At 65.7% G+C, this 20,926-nt stretch carries 21 protein-coding genes (1 of these 21 only partly in view); 9 read left to right on the top strand and 12 right to left on the bottom strand.

The window, feature by feature from the left end:
- Nucleotides 1-44 precede the first annotated feature (44 nt).
- The 4 genes from E5554_RS02580 to gyrB form a co-directional block, all read right to left on the bottom strand.
- A complete protein-coding gene (locus E5554_RS02580; RefSeq protein ID WP_247594357.1) occupies nt 45-860 on the bottom strand; it encodes a DJ-1/PfpI family protein in 816 nt (271 codons plus the stop codon).
- Between the two features lie 52 nt (nt 861-912).
- Nucleotides 913-1,452 (bottom strand): membrane-like protein, encoded by a 540-nt coding sequence (locus E5554_RS02575; RefSeq protein WP_136185896.1) that lies wholly within the window; start codon nt 1,450-1,452, stop codon nt 913-915.
- The gene (locus E5554_RS02570; RefSeq protein ID WP_136185895.1) at nt 1,428-1,985 is read right to left on the bottom strand and encodes a DNA-3-methyladenine glycosylase I; all 558 of its coding nucleotides are present in this window, start codon (nt 1,983-1,985) and stop codon (nt 1,428-1,430) included. Before E5554_RS02570 ends, E5554_RS02575 begins: the two co-directional genes overlap by 25 nt.
- Before the next feature lie 121 nt (nt 1,986-2,106).
- Nucleotides 2,107-4,614: a DNA topoisomerase (ATP-hydrolyzing) subunit B gene (gene gyrB, locus E5554_RS02565; protein WP_136188230.1), complete on the bottom strand. Its 2,508-nt coding sequence runs from the start codon at nt 4,612-4,614 to the stop codon at nt 2,107-2,109.
- A gap of 85 nt (nt 4,615-4,699) precedes the next feature.
- On the opposite strand from gyrB, the gene E5554_RS02560 reads away from it, so the two are divergent.
- A complete protein-coding gene (locus E5554_RS02560; RefSeq protein ID WP_010335740.1) occupies nt 4,700-5,179 on the top strand; it encodes a hypothetical protein in 480 nt (159 codons plus the stop codon).
- Here E5554_RS02560 and E5554_RS02555 read toward each other — a convergent pair whose 3' ends face one another.
- From E5554_RS02555 to E5554_RS02545, 3 genes are all read right to left on the bottom strand, one after another.
- Entirely contained in the window at nt 5,180-5,686 is a 507-nt protein-coding gene (locus tag E5554_RS02555; RefSeq protein WP_136185894.1) for a DUF1993 domain-containing protein, read from the bottom strand.
- A 16-nt stretch (nt 5,687-5,702) separates the two neighbouring features.
- Nucleotides 5,703-6,896, bottom strand: coding sequence for a hypothetical protein (locus E5554_RS02550; RefSeq protein WP_136188229.1), 1,194 nt, complete (start codon nt 6,894-6,896; stop codon nt 5,703-5,705).
- 154 nt (nt 6,897-7,050) lie between these two features.
- Entirely contained in the window at nt 7,051-7,656 is a 606-nt protein-coding gene (locus E5554_RS02545) for a hypothetical protein (RefSeq protein ID WP_136188228.1), read from the bottom strand.
- Between the two features lie 88 nt (nt 7,657-7,744).
- On the opposite strand from E5554_RS02545, the gene E5554_RS02540 reads away from it, so the two are divergent.
- Nucleotides 7,745-9,208, top strand: coding sequence for a PLP-dependent aminotransferase family protein (locus E5554_RS02540; RefSeq protein WP_136185893.1), 1,464 nt, complete (start codon nt 7,745-7,747; stop codon nt 9,206-9,208).
- Between the two features lie 70 nt (nt 9,209-9,278).
- Here E5554_RS02540 and ppa read toward each other — a convergent pair whose 3' ends face one another.
- Together ppa and E5554_RS02530 are read right to left on the bottom strand one after the other, a co-directional pair.
- On the bottom strand, nt 9,279-9,821 hold the full coding sequence (gene ppa, locus E5554_RS02535; RefSeq protein ID WP_004209136.1) for an inorganic diphosphatase: 543 nt from the start codon (nt 9,819-9,821) through the stop codon (nt 9,279-9,281).
- Between the two features lie 37 nt (nt 9,822-9,858).
- Nucleotides 9,859-11,790 (bottom strand): M61 family metallopeptidase, encoded by a 1,932-nt coding sequence (locus tag E5554_RS02530; RefSeq protein ID WP_136185892.1) that lies wholly within the window; start codon nt 11,788-11,790, stop codon nt 9,859-9,861.
- Nucleotides 11,791-11,930: 140 nt separating this feature from the next.
- Between E5554_RS02530 and hisS the strand changes: the two genes are divergently transcribed.
- The 6 genes from hisS (at nt 11,931) to E5554_RS02500 (ending at nt 19,365) form a co-directional block, all read left to right on the top strand.
- On the top strand, nt 11,931-13,193 hold the full coding sequence (hisS, locus tag E5554_RS02525; protein ID WP_136185891.1) for a histidine--tRNA ligase: 1,263 nt from the start codon (nt 11,931-11,933) through the stop codon (nt 13,191-13,193).
- A complete protein-coding gene (gene prfA, locus E5554_RS02520) occupies nt 13,190-14,284 on the top strand; it encodes a peptide chain release factor 1 (protein ID WP_169863384.1) in 1,095 nt (364 codons plus the stop codon). Before hisS ends, prfA begins: the two co-directional genes overlap by 4 nt.
- Entirely contained in the window at nt 14,281-15,102 is an 822-nt protein-coding gene (gene prmC, locus E5554_RS02515) for a peptide chain release factor N(5)-glutamine methyltransferase (protein WP_136185890.1), read from the top strand. The genes prfA and prmC overlap by 4 nt, the downstream gene beginning before the upstream one ends.
- A gap of 311 nt (nt 15,103-15,413) precedes the next feature.
- Nucleotides 15,414-16,190, top strand: a complete 777-nt coding sequence (locus tag E5554_RS02510; RefSeq protein WP_136185889.1) for a DUF4167 domain-containing protein — start codon at nt 15,414-15,416, stop codon at nt 16,188-16,190.
- A gap of 192 nt (nt 16,191-16,382) precedes the next feature.
- On the top strand, nt 16,383-17,798 hold the full coding sequence (locus E5554_RS02505) for a DUF4139 domain-containing protein (RefSeq protein ID WP_136185888.1): 1,416 nt from the start codon (nt 16,383-16,385) through the stop codon (nt 17,796-17,798).
- 13 nt (nt 17,799-17,811) lie between these two features.
- On the top strand, nt 17,812-19,365 hold the full coding sequence (locus E5554_RS02500) for a hypothetical protein (RefSeq protein ID WP_136185887.1): 1,554 nt from the start codon (nt 17,812-17,814) through the stop codon (nt 19,363-19,365).
- A 3-nt stretch (nt 19,366-19,368) separates the two neighbouring features.
- Here E5554_RS02500 and E5554_RS02495 read toward each other — a convergent pair whose 3' ends face one another.
- Nucleotides 19,369-19,749 (bottom strand): acyl-CoA thioesterase, encoded by a 381-nt coding sequence (locus E5554_RS02495; protein WP_004209127.1) that lies wholly within the window; start codon nt 19,747-19,749, stop codon nt 19,369-19,371.
- On the bottom strand, nt 19,739-20,038 hold the full coding sequence (locus E5554_RS02490) for a hypothetical protein (RefSeq protein WP_004209126.1): 300 nt from the start codon (nt 20,036-20,038) through the stop codon (nt 19,739-19,741). Before E5554_RS02490 ends, E5554_RS02495 begins: the two co-directional genes overlap by 11 nt.
- Nucleotides 20,039-20,123: 85 nt before the next feature.
- Between E5554_RS02490 and E5554_RS02485 the strand changes: the two genes are divergently transcribed.
- Nucleotides 20,124-20,552 (top strand): CBS domain-containing protein, encoded by a 429-nt coding sequence (locus E5554_RS02485; RefSeq protein WP_004209125.1) that lies wholly within the window; start codon nt 20,124-20,126, stop codon nt 20,550-20,552.
- Between the two features lie 25 nt (nt 20,553-20,577).
- Here E5554_RS02485 and E5554_RS02480 read toward each other — a convergent pair whose 3' ends face one another.
- Nucleotides 20,578-20,926: the 3' end of a lipopolysaccharide biosynthesis protein gene (locus E5554_RS02480; protein WP_010335727.1), read on the bottom strand. The gene runs 1,139 nt beyond the window's last position; only the last 349 of its 1,488 coding nucleotides appear in the window; its start codon lies off the right edge, out of view; its stop codon occupies nt 20,578-20,580.

Here is a 20,926-nt window from a genome sequence, read left to right as displayed (position 1 = left end):
ACCACTCTCCACTATCGTCATCCCGGACTTGATCCGGGATCCATTCAGCACTCCCACGCCTGTGTAGCGCCGAATGGATCCCCGCTTCCGCGGGGATGACGGGGTAAGGCTTGGGCTTCCCCCGGCAACCCGTTCAATCTGGCAAAGGGATCGTCACTGGCATCCTCCTGCCAGCGATATTCGGTCCGGTTGGCGACCCAGCGGGCCATGTCCTTGCCATAGAGCTTGGCGATCAGGCCCAGCGCCATGTCCGTTCCTGCCGAAATGCCAGAGGAGGAGATGAACTTGCCGTCCTCCACCCAGCGGGCATGGGGGATCCAGGCGACCTTGGCCCCCTGCGCCGTCGCCCAGGCCCAGGCCATCTTGTTGCTGGTCGCCTTCACCCCGTCGATCAGCCCGGTCTTCGCCAGCAGGCCGGAGCCCGTGCAGATCGTGGCGACCTGCGGCGTATCCTGCGCCAGCGTGCGGACGGCGGCGAGGAAATCGGGGTTGTTCACCTCCCGCCGGGTGCCAAGGCCGCCGGGGATCATCACGATGTCGAGCTTGGGCGCATCGGCAAAGCCATGGTCGGCGATCGTCTGCGGTCCGGCGCCGCTGCGCACCGGCCCGGCCTTGTCGGCGATCATGACAATCTCGACCCGGTCCTTGAGCATACCGAACATTTCCAGCGGCCCGAACACGTCGAGCAGCTCGAACCCGTCGAACAACAGCATGCCCAGCTTCTTCTTCGGCCCGCTCGGCGGCACGGGCGGCTGGACGGAAAGTTGCGCGGAGACCGTCGTGCCGGTCGCGGCGAGCGCGATTCCGGCGGTCAGGAGAAAGTTGCGCCGCGCAACATCGGCTTTGGACTGGTCGCTCATCGTCACATGCTCCCTGTTTGCCGGGTTAGACGAGCGATGGCGGCGATCCCGCCTATTCGCCGCCGTCCTTGATGCCGCCGCAGCCCTTCAGCACGCCTTCGCCGAAGGAAAGCTGCACCCGGTCGGACCAGATGGCGTCGCTCATCCCGTCGCTGCACGGGCCTTCGGTGACGGTCATGGCAAAGCCATCGCCCATGAAGCGGATGGCGCGGGGATCGTCGGTGCGGGTGACGGGATAGCGCAGCGGACGATGATCGGGCCGCTGCAAGGTCGCGACCGATCCGGTGACGATCACCGCCCAGAAAGGCTCGGTGCCGATCGCGCGATACTCCTCCTGCGGTGGCGGGGGAGGCGGTGTTTCACGGGAAACAGCGGCGGGCGCCGGTTGCGCAGCCGGGGCAGGGGCCGGTTCGGGCGCGGCATTCTCATTGGCGACGATCGCCTGGTTGAGCGCCGGGGCGGCGTTGGCGATTGCCTTGTCGGTGCGATTGTCGACCCTGTTCGGCGGCACCGGATCGCCCGAGCAGGCGGCGAGGGCCAGCAGCCCTGTCACCATCGCCGTCACTTTCACGCGCCGGCCCGCCGGAAACAATGGGCGGCATGATCGTCGACCATGCCGATCGCCTGCATCCAGGCATAGACGATGGTCGGGCCGACGAACTTGAAGCCGCGCTTCTTCAGATCCTTGGAGATCGCCTCCGACAGCGGCGTCTGGGTCGGGAAGCTCTTGCCGTCGCCGATGATCGGCCCGTCGGGCGCGAAGGACCAGACATAGGCGGCGAAATCCTCGCCGGCGTCGCGCATCGCGCGATAGATTTGCGCGCCCTTGATCGTCGCCTCGATCTTGGCGCGGGCGCGGACGATGCCGGGATCGGCCATCAGCCGTTCGACATCATGGGGGCCGAAGGCGGCGACCTTGTCCGGATCGAAGCCGGCAAAGGCGGCGCGAAACCCCTCGCGCTTGCGCAATATGGTGATCCAGCTGAGCCCGGCCTGGAACCCCTCCAGCATCAGCATTTCCCACAGCATGCGCGAATCATGCTGGGGCACGCCCCATTCCGCGTCATGATAATCCCGGTAGAGCGGGTCCGGCCCTACCCAGCTGCAGCGTGGCAGATCGGTCATGGTTTTTGGGTGCGCCTGACGGCGCACAGCGCCGCACCGGCCCGCGCCACCACCCGGCCGCCCAAGAGATTATCCTGATTGGGTGGCCGGGTGGGGGCGCGGGCGGGCATCGTCATCCTTATCAGACGTCCAGGTTGGCGACGTTCAGCGCATTGTCCTGGATGAATTCGCGGCGCGGTTCGACCACGTCGCCCATCAGCTTGGTGAAGATTTCGTCGGCGACGTCGGCCTGTTCCACCTCGACGCGCAGCATCGAGCGATTGTCCGGGTCCAGCGTGGTTTCCCACAGCTGTTCCGCGTTCATTTCGCCCAGACCCTTGTAGCGCTGGATCGACAGGCCCTTGCGGCCGGCAGTCAGGATCGCTTCCAGCAATTCGCTGGGGCGCGAGATGTTGACGCCCTTGGCCGACACGGCGGGCAATTCGTCCTCGCCCAGTTCATCCTGCGCGGCGACGGCCTTGGCCGAAACCAGGCGGCTGCCCCTGGCATAGCTTTCCGCCTCTTCGCTGGCGGTGCCGTGCAGCTTGCGCGCTTCGGCCGAGCCCAGGAAGCCATGTTCGATGACATGATGGTCGGTCACGCCGCGCCACAGCCGTTCGAAATGGAAGCCGCCGCCCTCGGCGATGCGGCCGGTCCACTTGCCCTCGGGATCATGCGAGGCGATCCAGGCGACGGCGGTTGCCAGCCGTTCGGCCAGCTGTGCTTCGGACAGTTCGGGATCAAGCGCGCCGGTCAGGCCCAGCGCCTCGATGATCGCCGGGTCGTAGCGACGCGGCACATAGCGCATCACCGCGCGCATGCGGCGGGCATGGTCGATCAGGCTGCGCAGATCGTCGCCGGTGCGCACGCCACCGGTGGTTTCCAGCGCCATCGTGTCGACGCCATTGTCGACCAGATATTGCTCCAGCGCGGCTTCGTCCTTCAGATAGACTTCGGACCGGCCACGGCTCGCCTTGTAGAGCGGCGGCTGGGCGATGAAGAGATGACCCGCCTCGATGATCTGCGGCATCTGGCGATAGAAGAAGGTCAGCAGCAGCGTGCGGATATGCGCGCCGTCGACGTCGGCGTCGGTCATGATGACGATCTTGTGGTAGCGCAGCTTGTCCAGGTTGAAATCGTCGCGAATGCCGGTGCCCATCGCCTGGATCAGCGTGCCGACTTCCTTGGACGAGAGCATCTTGTCGAAGCGCGCGCGCTCGACGTTCAGGATCTTGCCCTTGAGCGGCAGGATCGCCTGATTGTGGCGGTTGCGCCCCTGCTTGGCCGACCCGCCGGCCGAGTCACCCTCGACCAGGAAGAGTTCGGACTTGGCGGGATCGCGTTCCTGACAGTCGGCCAGCTTGCCGGGCAGCGAGGCGATGTCCATCGCGCCCTTGCGGCGGGTCAGTTCGCGCGCGCGCTTGGCCGCCTCGCGCGCGGCGGCGGCGTCGATCACCTTCTGGACGATCATCTTGCCGTGGCCGGGATTTTCTTCCAGCCATTCGGCCATCTTGTCGGCCATCAGGCTTTCGAGCGGCTGGCGCACTTCGGAGCTGACCAGCTTGTCCTTGGTCTGCGACGAGAATTTGGGATCGGGCAGCTTGACCGAGACGATCGCGGTCAGGCCTTCGCGCATATCCTCACCGGTGAGGCTCACCTTCTCCTTCTTCAGCAGGCCGGTCTTTTCGGCATAGCTGTTGAGGGTCCGGGTCAGTGCCGCGCGGAAGGCAGCCAAGTGCGTGCCGCCGTCGCGCTGCGGGATGTTGTTGGTGAAGCAGAGAACATTCTCGTAATAAGAATCGTTCCACTCCAGCGCGACGTCGATGGTGACGTCGTCGCGGGTGCCGGCGATCGCGATCGGATCGGGCATCAGCGCATTCTTGTTGCGGTCGAGATATTTGACGAAGGCCGCGATGCCGCCCTCATAATAAAGCTCGACTTCCTTCTTCTCCTCATGGCGCGCATCGACCAGGAACAGGCGCACGCCGCTGTTGAGGAAAGCCAGCTCGCGATAGCGATGCTCCAGCTTGTCGAAATCATATTCGGTCTGGTTCTTGAACGTGCCGCCATCGCCCGGCACCTTCTCGGTCGAGGCAAGGAAGGTCACGCGCGTGCCCTTCTTCCCCTCGGGCGCATCGCCGATCACCTTGAGCGGCGCGGTGGCATCGCCATAGGCGAAGCGCATCCAATGTTCCTTGCCGTCACGCCAGATGTTGAGGTCCAGCCATTCGGACAGGGCGTTCACCACCGATACGCCCACGCCGTGCAGGCCGCCCGATACCTTATAGGCATTGTCGTCCGACGTGTTCTCGAACTTGCCGCCCGCGTGCAGCTGGGTCATGATGACCTCGGCCGCCGACACGCCTTCTTCCTTGTGGATGCCGGTCGGGATGCCGCGGCCATTATCCTCGACGCTGACGCTGTTGTCGGGGTTGAGCGTGATGACGATCCGGTCGCAATGGCCGGCCAGCGCCTCGTCGATCGCATTGTCGCTGACCTCGAACACCATATGGTGCAGGCCCGACCCGTCGTCGGTGTCGCCGATATACATGCCGGGCCGCTTGCGCACGGCGTCGAGGCCTTTCAGCACCTTGATGCTGTCGGCGCCATATTCATTGCTGTTGGGGCTGTTCTGCTGTTCGTCGCTCATACCCAGCATATAGGGAATGGCGCCTCGAAACTAAAGCGAAACATGGCGTCTTCCACCCGGCTTTGGGGCGGTTTATCAGGCGCTCATGCGTGTTGTCCCGATCCTTGCCCTGATGCTGCTTTCCGCCTGCTCGCGCAGCAGCGAAGTGGCCGACGAATTGCCCAACAGCTCGCTGGCCGGCGCCCCGCGCGAAGCGATGCCCGAAACCCGGATCGAGGCGACCCTGGCCCGGCCGGTGACGATCGGCGAGGATGGCCCCCGGCTGGATGCCTGCGGCGCGATGGGGCAGGCGACCCGTGTCGGGCCGCAGGGATTGAGCGTCCGGTCCGCGCCCTTTGCCGAGGCGAAGGCGCTGGCGCAGCTGGCCGAAGGCGCACGGGTGCATGTCTGCACCCGCAGCATCGACCAGAAATGGCTGGGCGTGGTGATCCCGCCGCCAGCGACCGAAGGCGCGGCACCGACCGATTGCGGCGTGCGCGAACCGGTCGACCGCAAGCAGGCCTATGCCGGCCCCTGCACCAGCGGCTGGGTCTCCAGCGCCTATGTCCGGCTGGTCGCGGGCTGATTATAGTCCGCCCAGATAATCCAGCTTGCCCAGCGGCACGCCGGCCTGGCGCAGCAGGGCATAGGCGGTCGTCAGGTGGAAATAGAAATTGGGTAGCGAGAAGGTCAGCACATGGCTGCGCCCGGTGGAGGAAAATTCACCGCGCGAAGTCTTGAGGGTGACGGTCGCCTCCTCGCGCCCGTCGATCCGGTCGCGTGGCACCGATTCCAGGAAGGCGATGGTCCGCGCGATGCGATCCTGCAGGTCGGCGAACGTCTCCTCCGTGTCGGGCAGGGGGAAGGGCTCCAGCTCGCCGATGCGGATGACCGCGCCCTTGGCGCTGTCGGTGGCAAGCTGCACCTGCGCGGTCAGCGGACGCATATCCTCGATCAGGCGGGCGCCGGTCAGCGTGGCGGGATCGATCCGCTGTTCGGCGGCAAAGGCGGCGCCCTTGTCGAGCAGGGTGGAGAGGACGCGCAGGCCGCGCAGGAAGGCGGGGACGGTCAGGTCGTAGAGTTCGGTCGCCACGTTGCGAGGTTTCCCTTCATTCGATGCCGGTGAAGACCAGCTTCTGCACGCGGCGGCCGGTATTCACTTCGGTCGCATAGATATTGCCGGCGCTGTCGGTATCAATGCTGTGCAGCCAGGTGAATTGCCCGGCCTGCCGCCCGATCCGGCCGAAGGCGCCAAGCACGGTGTGGGTCTTGCGCTCCAGCACCCAGATGCGGCCGTTCATCATGTCGGCGACATAGAGATAGGTCTGTTCCGGATCGGGCGAGAAGGCGATGTCGGTGACGGTGTGGGTGCCGCCGGTTTCCGGCGCGATCGCCAGGTCGCGCACGAAGGTCAGGCCGCCATCCTTCTCGCGCTTGAACAGTTGCGCGCGATTGTTGTTGCGGTCGCAGACATAGAGGTGGCCGTCCTTCGTCGGCACCACGCAATGGACGATACTGTTGAAGATGGCGGACTTGGGATCGGCAACCCGGCTAGGATCGACGGCATGGCTCTGGTCGAACGCGCCTTGCAGCACCGGGCCGCTCGGCGGCTTGCCATAGGCGCCCCAGCGGCCCTTGTAGCTGTTGGTCCGGTCGTCGAAGCCGATCACCCGGCGGTTCACATAGCCGTCGGATATCAGCACCATGCCGTCCGAATGATTGACGTCGGACGGGTTGCCCAGCTGATCGGTCGCGTCATTGCCACCGGTCTTGTCGCGCCGGCCGAAGCTGCGGATATATTTGCCCTCCGGCGTATAGTTCATGACGACATGGTCGCCCTTGCCATTGCCGCCGAACCAGACGCTGCCGGCCTTGTCGACGAAGATGCCGTGCAGGCTGGCGGGCCATTGATTGACGCCGTCGACCGTGGGCGCGCTGTCGGCGCCGCCCCAGCCGCCCAGATAGCGGCCATCCTGGGCGAAGCGCACCACCGGCGGGGCCGGCTTGCAGCAGACGGCGGTGGCGGGCGATTCGGCGAGGCCGGTGTCAGTCGCGGTCAGGCTGTGCGGCCGATGCACGACCCAGACCGAATCGTCCGGACCGACCGCAACGCCGCTGACCTGACCCAGCAACAGGTCATCGGGCATGGCCGGCCAGGCGGCATCCACCTTGAAGCGCGGCATCTTGGTGCCGGCGGGCGCAATCTGTTCGAAGGCGAGGGGAGCGAGCGCCTGCTCCGGCGGCGCGGCGGAGGCCGCGACGGCGAAGGGCAGGGTAAGGGCAGCGGCGAGGAAGGCGCGCATCGGCGGGGACTCCTTGATCGTCGGGAATGGCGGAGGCGGGATCATGCCCGACTGCCCGGTCCGGTCAAGGCCGGTCCGGTCAAGGAAGGTGCGTCGCATTTTCAACGGGAAAAGGACCGGCCGACGGGTTTCTGTCGGCCGGTCAGGGGGCAACTTATCCTGCGATCGCCGGGCGCTCGGGCGGCGTGATCGTGAAGAGGGGCAGGGCATGGTGGACGATCCAGCCGATCGTCGCGGCATAGACGATGGTGCCGATGCCGACGGTGCCGCCCAGCATCCAGCCGGTCGCCAGCACCACGATCTCGATGCCGGTGCGCACCCATTTGACCGGCCAGCCGTTGCGGCGGCACAGGCCGGTCATCAATCCGTCGCGCGGACCCGGCCCCAAGCCAGCGCCGATATAGGCGCCACCGGCAATGCCATTCAGTATGATCCCCGCACCCAGCCAGGCGGCGCGCATCGCATAGCCGTCCGGCGTCGGCAGATAATGGAGGCTGATGTCCACCGCCGTGCCGATCACCAAAATGTTGCAGACCGTGCCGATCCCCGGCCGCTGCCGCAATGGCCACCAGAGAAGCAGCACGACCGCGCCGACCAGGTTGACCGTCATGCCGAAGCTGAGGCCGAGCTTGGGCGCCAGCCCCTGATGCAGCACATCCCAGGGATCGAGCCCCAGATTGGCGCGCAGCATCAGCGCCATGGCAAAGCCGTAGAGCACAAGGCCCCAGAAGAGCTGGAAGAGGCGGCGGGTCATCATCATGGGCATCAGACCTAGCCAAATTGGCCTTTTACAAAAGGACCAATGGCGCGTAAGTGGCCTTCAAATCTCTCTGATTGGATTGATCGCCATGTCCACTTCCTTCCTTCGGCCTCCCTCGCTGTTGCGGTTGCTGGGCGCCTGGCGCGCGCAGGACAGTGCCGAGCCAGCCTATCGCCAATTGGCGCAGGCGCTGCGGATGCTGGTGCTGGACGGACGGATCGGCCTCAATGTCCGGTTGCCGGGCGAACGGGAACTGGCCGCTGCGCTGGGGCTCAGCCGCACCACCATCGCCGCCGCCTTCGACCGGCTGCGCGACGAGGGCTATCTGGAAAGCCGGCAGGGGTCGGGCAGCGTCACCCGCCTGCCACCCGGCCGGGTCGAAACGCCGACGCCCGACATCGACGGGGTCACCGGCGACAATCTGCTCAACTGGACCCATGCCGCGCTGCCGGCCGCGCCGGGCGTGGGCCTCGCCTATGCCCATGCGGTCGAGGCGCTGCCCGCCTATCTGGGCGATCTGGGCTATGATCCGCTTGGCCTGCCGGTGCTGCGCCGGGCGATCGCCGCCCATTATGAGCGGCGCGGCTGCCCGACCGATCCCGACCAGATCATGATCACCAACGGCGCGCAGCAGGGTTTCTCGCTGCTGCTGCAATGGCTGGCGGGGCCGGGTGATCGGGCGGTGATCGATCATCCCACCTATCATAATGCGATCCAGGCGTTGCAGCGGGCCAATGTCGTGCCGGTGCCGGTCGGCCTGCCGGTCCATGGCTGGGATATCGACGCGATGGACGCGGCCTTCCGCCAGACCGCGCCGCGCTTTGCCTATATCATCGCCGATTTCCACAATCCCACCGGACGCAGCATGGACCCGGCGACCCGCCGCGCGCTGGTTGCGGTGGCGATGCGCACCCACACGCCGCTGGTGATCGACGAGACGATGGTGGCGATGGGGCTCGACGGATCGCCGCCGCCGCCGGTCGCCTGCCATGATCCGTCCGGCCGTCATGTCATCACCCTGGGGTCGGCCAGCAAGATCTTCTGGGGCGGGCTTCGGGTTGGCTGGATCCGTGCCGATCCGCAGACCGTGGCCGCGCTCGGCCGCATCCGCACGACGATGGACATGGCCAGCCCCGTGGTCGAGCAGCTCGCCGTCGCCCAGTTGATGGACGCGGACGAGGGGCTGGGGCCACGCGCGGCGATGCTGCGCGACCGGCGCGACCATCTGCTGGCGCAACTGGAACAACATCTGCCGCACTGGCGGGTGGAATCGCCGGCTGGCGGCCTGTCGCTCTGGGCCGAACTGCCCCGCGCGGAGGCGAGCGCGCTCGCCGCGCTGGCGGGCAATCATGGCGTGCGCATTGCGGCGGGGCCGCGCTTCGGCGTCAATGGTGCGTTCGAACGCTTCCTGCGCCTGCCTTTCACCCTGCCGCAAGCGCAGCTCGACATGGGCGTCGCTCGGCTGGTGGAGGCTGACGCACGGCTCCACGCCCGCACCCCGCGCGGCCGCGATCCGCTGGCCCTCGCCCTGGAGGCCGATCGATTAATCTAGACCCATAAGAAAAGGGCCGCGCGGAGATGTTCCGCGCGGCCCTCTTCAATCGGCTATACCGAGAAGGGACTCAGCCCTTCTTCTTCTCGGCCTGATAGCGTTCGATCGCTTCCAGCGTGATCCGCTTGGCGTCTTCCGCGCCACCCCAGGTGCCGATGCGCACCCACTTGGTCTTTTCCAGATCCTTATAGTGGGTGAAGAAATGCTCGATCTGCTCCATCACGATGGTGGGCAGATCGTCCTTCTCGCCGACATTGTTATAATAAGGGAAGGTCTTGTTGTCCGGCACGCAGACCAGCTTCTCGTCGCCGCCGGCTTCGTCTTCCAGGTTCAGCACGGCGATCGGGCGCGCACGCACGACCGAGCCGGGCACGAACGGCGAACGGGCGATGACCAGCGCGTCGAGCGGATCGCCATCGGGCGACAGGGTGTGCGGCACGAAGCCGTAATTCGCCGGATAGCGCATCGGCGTGTGCAGGATGCGATCGACGAACAGCGCGCCCGAGGCCTTGTCGAACTCGTACTTCACGGGTTCGCCGCCAACCGGCACCTCGATGATGACGTTCAGGCTGTTTGGCGGATCTTCGCCGACGGGGATCAGGTCAATATTCATGCATCTTCGCCTTTTACATGCGGTTGCTTGGAAATCTTCAGGTGCGCGGCTGCAGCAGCTTGTCGAGGCTGCCTTCGCCGGTGCCGGTCTTTTCAAGGTGCGGATAGCGCAGGCCATCCGAATAAGCGAGGGTCAGGGTGCGATAATATTTGTCCTGCTTTAGGATAAGCTGGATCGGCTTCTTGGCGTCCTTAGCCTCGGTCAGCGCCGTCTTGAATGCGTCGGCCGAATATTCATTGCCGTTCACCGCAATAATCTTCGATCCTACCGCAAGACCGGCCTTGAACGCCGCGCTGTTCCAGATCACCGCCGCGATATCGCCGTCATTCTTGACCGTCAGACCCACGCCAAAGCTCTGGTCGACCGTCTTCTGTGCGCCTTCGGCCGCCTTGGTGATGGCGTTGGGCGTATCGGTATAGACCAGCTTGTAGCCGCCCAGGGTGAAGCCGCCCTTGGGCGTTTCCGTGGTGGGGCTGTCGACATATTTGTGGAACAGGCCGGCCCAGTCATAGGGGGCGACGCCGTTCAGCGTGTCGATCACGTCCTGGCGATTATAGACGACCTGGCCCCAGTCGCCCGGCTTGATGCCGAAAAAGGCCTTGGCGAAATCGTCGATGCCCTTGGCGCCCCTGGTCTGCTGGCGCAGGATGCCATCGACTTCCAGCCAGATCATCAGGCCTTCATTATAATAATCCTCCGACCGCTGCCAGTTGGCCCAGCCCTTGGGACGGCGGGCCGAGATGATCGGATCATTCGTGGTGTCCACCATCGGGCGCCATTCGCGGCCGCGCGTGGTGTCCAGCTTCGCCGCGATCTGGGCATAGGCATCCAGCGTCTCCTGCTTGGAGAACATGCCCGAACGCGCGCCCAGCACATAGCCCCAGAACTGGGTCTGGCCTTCATAGACCCACAGCAGGCTGTCCTGCATCGGCACGTCGAAATTGGGCGTCCACAGCAGGTCGGGGCGGCGGAACTTGCCGTCCCAGCTATGGGTGAATTCATGCGGCAGCAGGTTGCGGTCGAGCAGCGCCTCGCCCGAATCCCACTTCTTGAAATAGCCCGGCTCGACCTGATTCTCGGACGAGCGATGATGTTCCAGGCCAATGCCGCCCATCTCGTCGGTGATCGACAGCAGGAAATCATAATGGTCGAAATGATAGGTGCCGAATGCGGCGCCGGCTTCGGCCACCAGCTTCTTGTGCTTGGCGATCTGGTCAGTGTTGAACACCAGTTCGTCGGCATCATCGGCAACGATGTTCAGCGTGACGTTATGGCCCAGGTCCACCGCCTTGAAATGGGTGCCGGCAAAGACCGGCGAGTCCTGCAGCGCCTCATAGTCGATCACGTCATAGGCGATGGTGTCGCCGGTGCGCTTGCCGCGCAGCGCGGTCGCCGCCTGCCAGCCGGCGGGATAGGTGACATTGGCCTGCACCGGGATCTGGCGGGTATAAAAGCCGGCCGGGTAGAGCGAGACATCTTCCCACTGGATATTCTGCATCTTGGGCGTCACGACGACGCGGCCCTGGTTGGTCGCGGTCGCCGACAGGAACTGGAACTGCGCCACGACCTGCTTGGTGCCGGCCGGCACGTCGATCTCGAACGCATAGACGTTGAGCGGATTGCGCTTCCAGCTGATCGGCTTGCCGTCGGCGGTGAAGGTCAGGCCGGTCAGCTTCTCGATCGGACCGCGCGGGGCATGATTGCCGGGCAACCATTCGGGCATCAGCAGGGTCATCGGGCCGCTCGACGCGACCGGAATGGTTTCCTTCACGCGGTAGATGCGCTGCACCGTGTCGGTGGCGTCGACGTCAAGGCGGATCGTGCCGCCCGGATAGGGGACATCCTTGGGCATCGGCTTGGCGCTGTCGACGGGCAGGGCGGTCGGCTTGGAACGGATGACATCCTGCGCCAGCAACGGGCTGGCAATCGCGGTCGAAAGGCAAAGGGCGGCAGCAAGGCTGCGGATCATGACGGTCTCCAGAAAAGGAACGGGGGCCGGACGGCCCGTCTGTCCCAAGCATGGCGGGGCGAATCGCCCGCGTCCACCCCTTATGCCGCCATAAAAAGCGCGTTTCCTTGGGCCGCGATTATCGTTAAAGGCGCTGCCCCATGGCGAAGATCGAAACGCCGCGCCCGGTGCGCGGAACGCAGGACATGTTGGGCGGCACGGCGGAGGCGTTCCAGGAACGCTTCGCCCATGTCGTCGCCACCTTTGACCGGGTGCGCAAACTCTATGGATTCCAGCGGGTTGAAGTACCCGTCTTTGAATCGACCGCGGTGTTCGCCCGATCGCTCGGCGAAAGCACCGACGTCGTGTCGAAGGAAATGTACACGTTCGAGGATCGCGGTGGTGACAGCATCACCCTGCGCCCCGAATTCACCGCCGGCATTTCGCGTGCCTATATTACCGAGGGCTGGCAGCAATATGCGCCCTTGAAGGTCGCGACCCACGGCCCGCTGTTCCGCTATGAACGCCCGCAAAAGGGCCGTTTCCGCCAGTTCCACCAGCTCGACGCCGAAATCCTGGGTGCGGGCGAGCCGGCGGCCGATGTCGAACTGCTGGTGCTGGCCGACCAGCTGCTGCGCGAGCTGGGCGTGTCGGAGGGCGTGACCCTGAACCTCAACACGCTGGGCGACGCGGAAAGCCGCGAAGCCTGGCGCGCCGCGCTGATCGCCCATTTCGAGGCGCATCGCGGCGAGCTGTCGGAAGAAAGCATCGACCGGCTGGCAAAGAATCCGCTGCGCATCCTCGATTCCAAGGATCCGCGCGACCGCCCGATCGCCGACAGCGCGCCGGACATCGACGCCTATCTGACCGACGAGGCGCGCAGCTTCTTCGACAAGGTGACGAGCGGCCTCGACGCTGCCGGTGTCGCCTGGGAACGCAATTCGCGGCTGGTGCGCGGCCTGGACTATTATCGCCACACCGCGTTCGAGTTCATCACCGATCGCCTCGGCGCACAGGGCACGGTGCTGGGCGGTGGCCGCTATGACGGCCTGATCGAGAATTTGGGCGGGCCGTCGACCCCGGCGGTCGGCTGGGCAGCGGGGATCGAGCGGCTGGCGATGCTGATCGACCAGCCGGCGATCGACAAGCCGCAGATCGTGCTGATCCCGATGGGCGAGGCGGCCGAAGCAAAGGCGACCGGCATCATCGCCGATCTGCGCCGCGCCGGCATCGCCTGCGACATGGGCTATCGCGGCAATATGAAGAAGCGGATGCAGCGCGCCAACGCGTCGGGTGCCTCTTGGGCGATCATCCTGGGCGACGACGAACTGACGCGGGGCGAGGCGGCGGTCCGCAACCTGGGCACGGGCGAGCAGCAGGCGGTCGCACTGGATGCGCTGATCGGCACGGTGACGGCGCTCTGATGCATATTTCCGCCGAACGCATCGCGCAGATCGAGGCGCGCCGGGACGAGGTGCAGGCGTCGATGACGCGCGCCGACCTCGCGCCCGATGCGTTCGTGAAACTGTCCAAGGAATATGCCGAGATCGAGCCGGTGGCGCGGGCCGCGCATGAAGTGCGCCGGCTGCGTCAGGAACTGCGTGCGCTCGAACAGATGGCCGGCGGCGAGGACAGCGATGCCGATCCGCTGATGCGCGAAATGGCGCAGGAGGAAATGCAGCTGCTCAAGGGGCAGTTGCCCGATGCCGAGCGCGCGCTGGCGCTGCAGCTGCTGCCCAAGGATTCGGCCGATGCCCGCCCGGCGATGCTGGAAATCCGCGCCGGCACCGGCGGGGATGAGGCGGCGTTGTTCGCCGGCGACCTGTTTCGCATGTATCAGCGCTATGCCGATACCCAGGGGTGGAAGATGGAGATGATCTCCGCCAACGCTTCGGAACAGGGCGGTTTCAAGGAAGTGGTGGCCAGCATCAACGGCACCGGCGTCTTCGCCAAGCTGAAGTTCGAGAGCGGCGTCCATCGCGTCCAGCGCGTGCCGGTCACCGAAAGCGGCGGCCGCATTCATACCAGCGCCGCGACCGTTGCGATCCTGCCCGAGCCGGAGGAGGTCGATGTCCAGATCGCCGATAGCGACCTCAAGATCGACATCTACCGCGCGTCGGGCGCCGGTGGCCAGCACGTCAACACCACCGATTCCGCCGTGCGCATCACCCATTTGCCGACCGGCATCGTCGTGACCCAGCAGGATGAGCGTTCGCAGCACAAGAACAAGGCCAAGGCGATGCAGGTGCTGCGCGCCCGCATCTATGAGGCGGAGCGGGAGCGGACCCAGAGCGAACAGGCCGGCGCGCGCAAGGCGATGGTCGGATCGGGCGACCGGTCGGAGCGCATTCGCACCTATAATTTCCCGCAGGGCCGCGTGACAGACCACCGCATCAACCTGACCCTGCACCGCCTGCCCGAAATCCTGGAAGGGCCGGGCCTTGCCGAAGTGATCGACGCGCTGGTGGCCGAGGATGAGGCCGCGCGCCTCGCCCAGCTGGACGGGGTGGCGTGAGCGTCGCCGATGCGCTGCGCGACGCCACTGTCAGCTTAAGCACGATCAGCGACACCCCCCGGCTCGACGCCGAACTGCTGATGGCCCATGCGCTGGGCATCGGTCGCAACGACCTGTTGCTGCGCCAGCGCGATCTGTCTGTCCCTGTCACTTTCGCTGTCCATTTGCAGCAGCGGCTGGCCGGCGCGCCGATCGCCCATATTCTGGGCAGCCGTGATTTCTGGACGATCAGCCTGACCGTCACGCCCGACGTATTGATCCCGCGCCCCGACAGCGAGACGCTGATCGAGGCGGCGGTCGATCACTTCCGTGATCGTGCGCCTGCGACCATATTGGATCTGGGCACCGGATCGGGCGCGCTGCTGCTCGCCGCGCTCGACCAGTGGCCCGATGCGACAGGGCTGGGCATCGACGCGTCTTCCGCCGCGCTGGCGGTGGCGCAGGGCAATGCCGATCGGCTGGGCATGGGGACGCGCGCGTGCTTCCAGCTGGGCGATTGGGCGGCCGGCGTGACCGGGCCATTCGACCTGCTGCTGATCAACCCGCCCTATATCGCGACCGACGCGCCACTCGCCGGCGATGTGCTGCATGATCCGGCCAGCGCGCTGTTTGCTGGCGCCGACGGGCTGGACGATTATCGCCGCATCGCGCCGCAACTGCCCGCGCTGATCGCGCCGGGCGGCATGGCCGCGATCGAGATCGGCTATGATCAGGGGCAAAGCGTGTCGGCGCTGCTGCGGGCACAGGGGCTGGGCGTCTCGCTGCGCCGTGACCTTGCGGGGCATGATCGCTGCCTCGTTGCCACGCCGGGCGAATAAGAAGGCGGGATTTCACGCCACCACAGCGAAAATTGCTTGGTTTATCGCGTGAATGCCATTACATCGGGATCAGGAAAACCGCTATTCCGGCGACATGGCCTTATCAGGCCATTGATGGATAAGGCATTTTCCTGCTCCTGAAAGTCAAGATGGCGCTGCTGCGCAAGCGCCTCTGGTGGCTGAGGGCGTGGTCCGGTTCGGATCATGTCTGGCGGAGCCACATCCGGCCCCACGGAAGGGGCGGTGCTTGGGGATAGCAGCTGAACAGTGTTTTCAGTGAATATTATCATAGCGAACGCAAGGATCATGTCTTGATCAACAACCGGCAGGCCGGTCGCCGCAATCGCGGCCGGAATAATAACAACAACGGTCGTCCCAATGGCGGTAACCGGGGTGGTGGCGACAACGGCAACCGTATCGACAACCGCGCCCGCGGCAATGCGGCCCAGCTTCTTGAGAAATACAAGAATATGGCGCGCGATGCCCAGATGGCCGGCGACCGTGTGAACGCCGAATATTATCTGCAGTTCGCCGATCATTATTTCCGCGTGCTGGCCGACAATCGTTCGCGCCAGGAGGAGCAGCAGCAGCGCTTCCGCCGGAATGACGAGAATTTCGACGATGAGGGCGAAGAGTTCGAGGGCAATGAGGACGGCGCCGAAGAGGGCCGCACCGAACAGCCCGAGCGCGCCGAACGCGATTATGACCGTCGCGAACCGCGCGGCGAGCGCCAGGATCGCGGTGACCGCAATGATCGGGGCGACCGGGGCGACCGGGGCGACCGCAACCGTCGCGATCGCAACCGCCGCGACCGCCCGGTGGCCGAGGAGGGCGCCGAGCAGCAGCCGGTGGCAGCCGAACAGCCCGCAGAACTCGCGGCCGAACCGGCCGCCGAAGCGCCCAAGCCGCGCCGTGGCCGTCCGCGCAAGGCCGATGCCGCGCCGACCGAAGCGAATGAAGGCCTGGATGTCAGCATCCTGCCGCCCTCGATCGCCCGCGCCGATAATGACAGCGACACGGACGTGACCGAGGAAGCGCCCCGCAAGCGCACCCGTCGCGCCCGTCCGGCGACCGAAGCCGCCGAATAAGCGCGGCTTTCGAGCAACCCCTAAAGCAAAAAGGGCGGTGCCATCCCGGCGCCGCCCTTTTTGTTTGCAAATATAGCCGCTTGGGGCAGAAGATCGTCGCATGAGAGCCTGATCGTTTGAGGCGGAAGCGCTTTGCGCTTTCACCGATGACGTGAATCAGGCTCTCTTCAAGGTCTTGGGAGTGCAGACCTGATGACGACTGTCCGCCTGTTGACCGGTCTGGCGCTGCTGCTGCCGGCCGCCGCCTTTGCCCAGACCGCTGCTGTCGATCCCACCGGCGCCACTGCCCAGGGCGATGTCGCCGTCACCATCTATAATGGCGGTCCGTCGCTGGTGCAGGATGACCGGCAATTGAGCGTCAATGCCGGCCGCAACCGCATCGAATTTCCCGACGTCTCGGCCCGCATCCGGCCCGAGACGGTCAATCTCTCCGGCCCCGGCTTTTCCATCGTCGAGCAGAATTTCGATTTCGACCTGCTCTCGCCCGACAAGCTGATGGACAAGGCGGTGGGGCAGGAGGTGACGCTGGTCCGCACCAACCCCGCGACCGGCGCCGAGACGCGCGAGCGCGCCAAGATACTCGCGGCCAATGGCGGCATCGTCATGCAGATCGGTTCGCGGATCGAGGTGCTGCGCGACGATGGCCTGCCGGTCCGGGTGATCTTTGACCGGGTGCCGCCCAATCTGCGTGCGCGCCCGACCCTGTCGGTGACGATCGAGGCCGCGCGCGGCGGCACCGTGCCCGCCCGATTATCCTATCTGACGCCCAATCTGGGCTGGACCGCCGACTATGTCGCGCTGTTCGACGCGGCCAAGGGCGCGATGGACATGCAGGGCTGGGTCACGCTCACCAACAATACGGGCACGAGCTTCACCAATGCGAAGACCATCCTGGTCGCCGGCAATCCGGCCAATGGCGGCGGAAGGCATAACTGGTGGCAGTCGCCGGGAACGGGGGGGAGCGGCGCGATCGATCAGGCCGGCACCGAAAGCGGCCCGCGCGAGCGGCTGGGCGACTATTATCTCTATCCGCTGGCTGATCGCACGACCATCGCCAATGCCCAGCAGAAGCAGGTCAGCTTCCTCGATGTGAAGGGCGCGCCGGCGCGTGCCACCTATGAATATCTCAATAGCTGGATGGGCAGTTCGACCGAACCGGTGAGCGCGTCGAGCGTGCTCAAATTCTCGACCTCGAAACAGGGCGGCCTTGGCGATCAGCTGCCGGCCGGCACGATCCGCGTTTATATGCGCGACGCGCGCGGTGATCCGCAGTTCATCGGCGAAAACAGCATCGACCATACGCCGATGGGCTCCTCCATGGCGCTGCGCACCGGCGAGGCATTCGACGTCAAGGTGCGCCCGACCGTCGAGCAGCGCACGAAGAAGGGCAGCCAGCGCTGGGAAACGCGGATGCGCTACACGCTCACCAATGCCCGGCCCGAAGCGGTGACGGTCGACCTCGCCCAGCAGGGGCTGTGGGGCGACACCCGCGTTACCGCACAAAGCCTCGAAGGCAAGCGCGTCTCCGCCGACCGGATGGAATGGAGCGTGCCGGTGCCGGCCAATGGCTCGGTCGATCTCAGCGTCACCTTCGATTCGCGCTACTGACCGGGCCGGCGCCGTGCTGTTGCGCGTCCTTGTCCTTCTCCTACTTTGCCTCGGCATCGCGCCAGCGCGGGCGGGGACGGTGGTTTCGGCCAAGGCCGATTCGGTCTCGGTCACCGTCTATCGCCAGCCCGATCGCGCCAAGGGCGCGATCGATCCCAAATGGCCTGGCGGCTATGCGCTGATCAACGAAACGCGCATCATCGACCTGCCGAAGGGCGACTCGGTGGTGCGGTTCGAGGGGGTGGCAGAGGGGCTGATGCCCGAAACCGCCATCCTCTCCGGCATGCCGCAGGGCGTGCGGGAGAAGAATCGCGATGCCCGGCTGCTCTCGCCCGCCGGTCTGGTCGACGCTTATCTCAAGCGCAGCGTCACCCTGCGCCGCACCGACCGCAAGACCGGCAAGGTCAGCGAGCAGGATGCGATCATCAGCGCCGGGCCGATGGGCGGCGTCATCGTCCAGACGGCGCAGGGCTATGAGGCGCTGGGGTGCAGCGGTCTGCCTGAACGCATGCTCTATCCGCGCGTGCCGACCGACCTGTCGCCGCGTCCGACGCTATCGGTGATCGCCACCAGCGCCCGGTCCGCCCGCGTCACGCTGCAACTCACCTATCTGGCCGAGGGCTTCGACTGGGCCGCCAATTATGTCGCCGACATGCAGGATGATGGCCGCCATCTCGATCTCATGGCCTGGCTGACCGTGGCCAATGGCGGCGTCACCGGCTTTGCCGACGCCCGGCTCAGCGTCATCGCCGGCCAGCCCAACAAACAGGGGCGCAAGGTGCAACCCCGTTCGACCGGCGGACCGCTGCAGCTGCGCTGCTGGCCGATGGACATCACCAGCACCCATCCGCAGTGGGCGTTGTTCCCGATCGACATGCCGCAGACCGAGGCGATGATGGATTCGGCGCAGGAAATTGTCGTGACATCGATGCGCGCACCCGCGCCGATGATGGCTGCCCTGCCACCACCGCCTCCTCCTCCTCCGCCGCCGCCGCCGCCGGAGGATGTCGGTGACCTCAAACTCTATCGCGTCCCGATGACCGTCGACGTTGCGGCCAGGGGACAGAAGCAGGTCGCGTTGCTGCGCCAGCCCGAAGTGCTGGTCGAACGCCTTTATGCTGCGACCATCGACTATCGCGACGGCAATGGCCGGTCACGCCCGATGACGCTGCGTTTGCGATTGCAGAATCGCAAGGCGGACGGCCTGGGACTCGCCATGCCTTCGGGCCGGGTCGCCCTGTTCGAGACGATCGATGGCCAGCGCCTGCTCGCGGGCGAAACCGACATTGGCGACAAGGCGGAAGGGGAACGGGTCGATTATGACATCGCCCAGAGCTCCGATGTCCGCATCTTGGCGCTCATCGGCGGCCAGTCGGCCAAGGCGCGGCGCTGGACGCTGACCCTCACCAATGCGCGGCCGTTTGATGCGACGGCGGAAATCCTCATTCCCCACGACATCGCGCCGCGTCCGACGCAGATGGAGCGCCGCGGCAATAGCTGGGTCTGGCGCGCCACCATTCCCGCCAATGGCGAAATCAGCTACAGCTACGACCAGAAACTGCGCTGAGCTTCAGTCGCCGGGAATGGGGCGGGGCCGGTGGGTCTCATCCAGTGCGACGAAGGTGAAGACGCCGCTGGTCAGCGCCACCGTTTCCGCGCCGCCACCGCGAGTCGCCACCACGTCGATGCGGATCGCCACCGATGTGCGGCCGCGCTTCTCTTCCTGCGCATAGACCGACACCAGGTCGCCCATCAGGATCGGCGAGATGAACTTCATGCTCTCGATCGCGACCGTCGCCACCGCGCCCTGGGCGATTCGCCCCGCGACGATGCCGCCGGCAATATCCATCTGGCTCAGCACCCAGCCGCCAAAGATATGGCCATTGCTGTTGATGTCGGCCGGGCGCGGCACGACCCGCAATATCACTTCGCGATGGGGATCAATCGTCAAGCGGCACCTCGTCCTTCAGCCGGTCCATTACCTGGTCGTCATGCCCCGTCCCGGCGGAGAGGAAGACGAGCGCCATCAAGCCCGTTCCCAGCATGAAGGTCAACCAGACGCCCAATATGGTGGCGATGATCATGTGAACCGGCATCGGCCCGGTCCATAGCCGCAGGAACAGCAAGGCCGCGCCGACGCATAATGCGCCGATCAGCGCCATCCAGAGCATGATCCGGCGGAATCGCGACCAGGCGATTGCCGCGATCCGGGGATCGTCCAGGCCCTTTTTCTCTGTCATTCTCTTGCTCTCCTCCCTTTTCTTTGCGCCGCGAAAGTGGGATCATCAAGCGCAGAGACAGTAAGTCCACAAAAGGAGAGCGGCCATGACCATCGCGGCAATCTTGCAGGGCAAGGGGCGCGACGTCGTCCAGGTCCAGTCGACCGACAGCGTATTGTCGGTGGTGACCTTGCTGGCGGATCGGCGCATCGGCTGCGTGCCGGTGGTCGATGGCGGTCAGGTGGTCGGCATCTTTTCCGAACGCGACGTCGTCTATCGTCTGGCCCAGCAAGGGGCAGAGGCGTTGAACCACACGGTCGCCGATGTGATGACCCGGCCCGCGATCACCATCGACGACCAGATGCCGGTGATCCACGCTTTGTCGCTGATGACCAAGCGGCGCATCCGCCATCTGCCGGTGGTGAAGGGCAGTGACCTGATCGGTCTGGTCTCGATCGGCGATCTGGTGAAGTTCCGCATCGACAATATCGAATCGGAAGCCGCCGCCCTGCGCGACTATATCCAGACCGCCTGAGGAAGGTCGGGCGTCCGCCGGTCCGTCAGGCGGGCGCCTGCACCGGCGGCGCGCGGCGCACGATCAGGCGCACCAGCTCCATCAACGTGCCGCGCGCGCACAGCATCAGCGCCGCCAGGAAGGCGATGCCGCCGGCCGGCACCAGGATGGCCAGCCGGATCGGCGCGGCGAGCGGCGGCAGCAGGCGGTCGATCACCAGCACCACGCCAGCCATCAGGATGGCACAGCCGAGCCCCGGTGCGGCGGCACGGATCAGATCGATCGCGCGCAGCCCCATCGGCCCGCCCGCGAGCCTTGCGGTGACGATGGTCAGGATCGGGAAGGCGCCCAGCCATGCCCAGGCCAGGCCGATCGCCCCCCACTGGATGCCGATC

Source organism: Sphingobium sp. PAMC28499, from assembly GCF_004795815.1.
Taxonomy (GTDB): Bacteria; Pseudomonadota; Alphaproteobacteria; order Sphingomonadales; family Sphingomonadaceae; genus Sphingobium; species Sphingobium yanoikuyae.
This window is presented reverse-complemented; position numbering and strand designations above follow the sequence as displayed.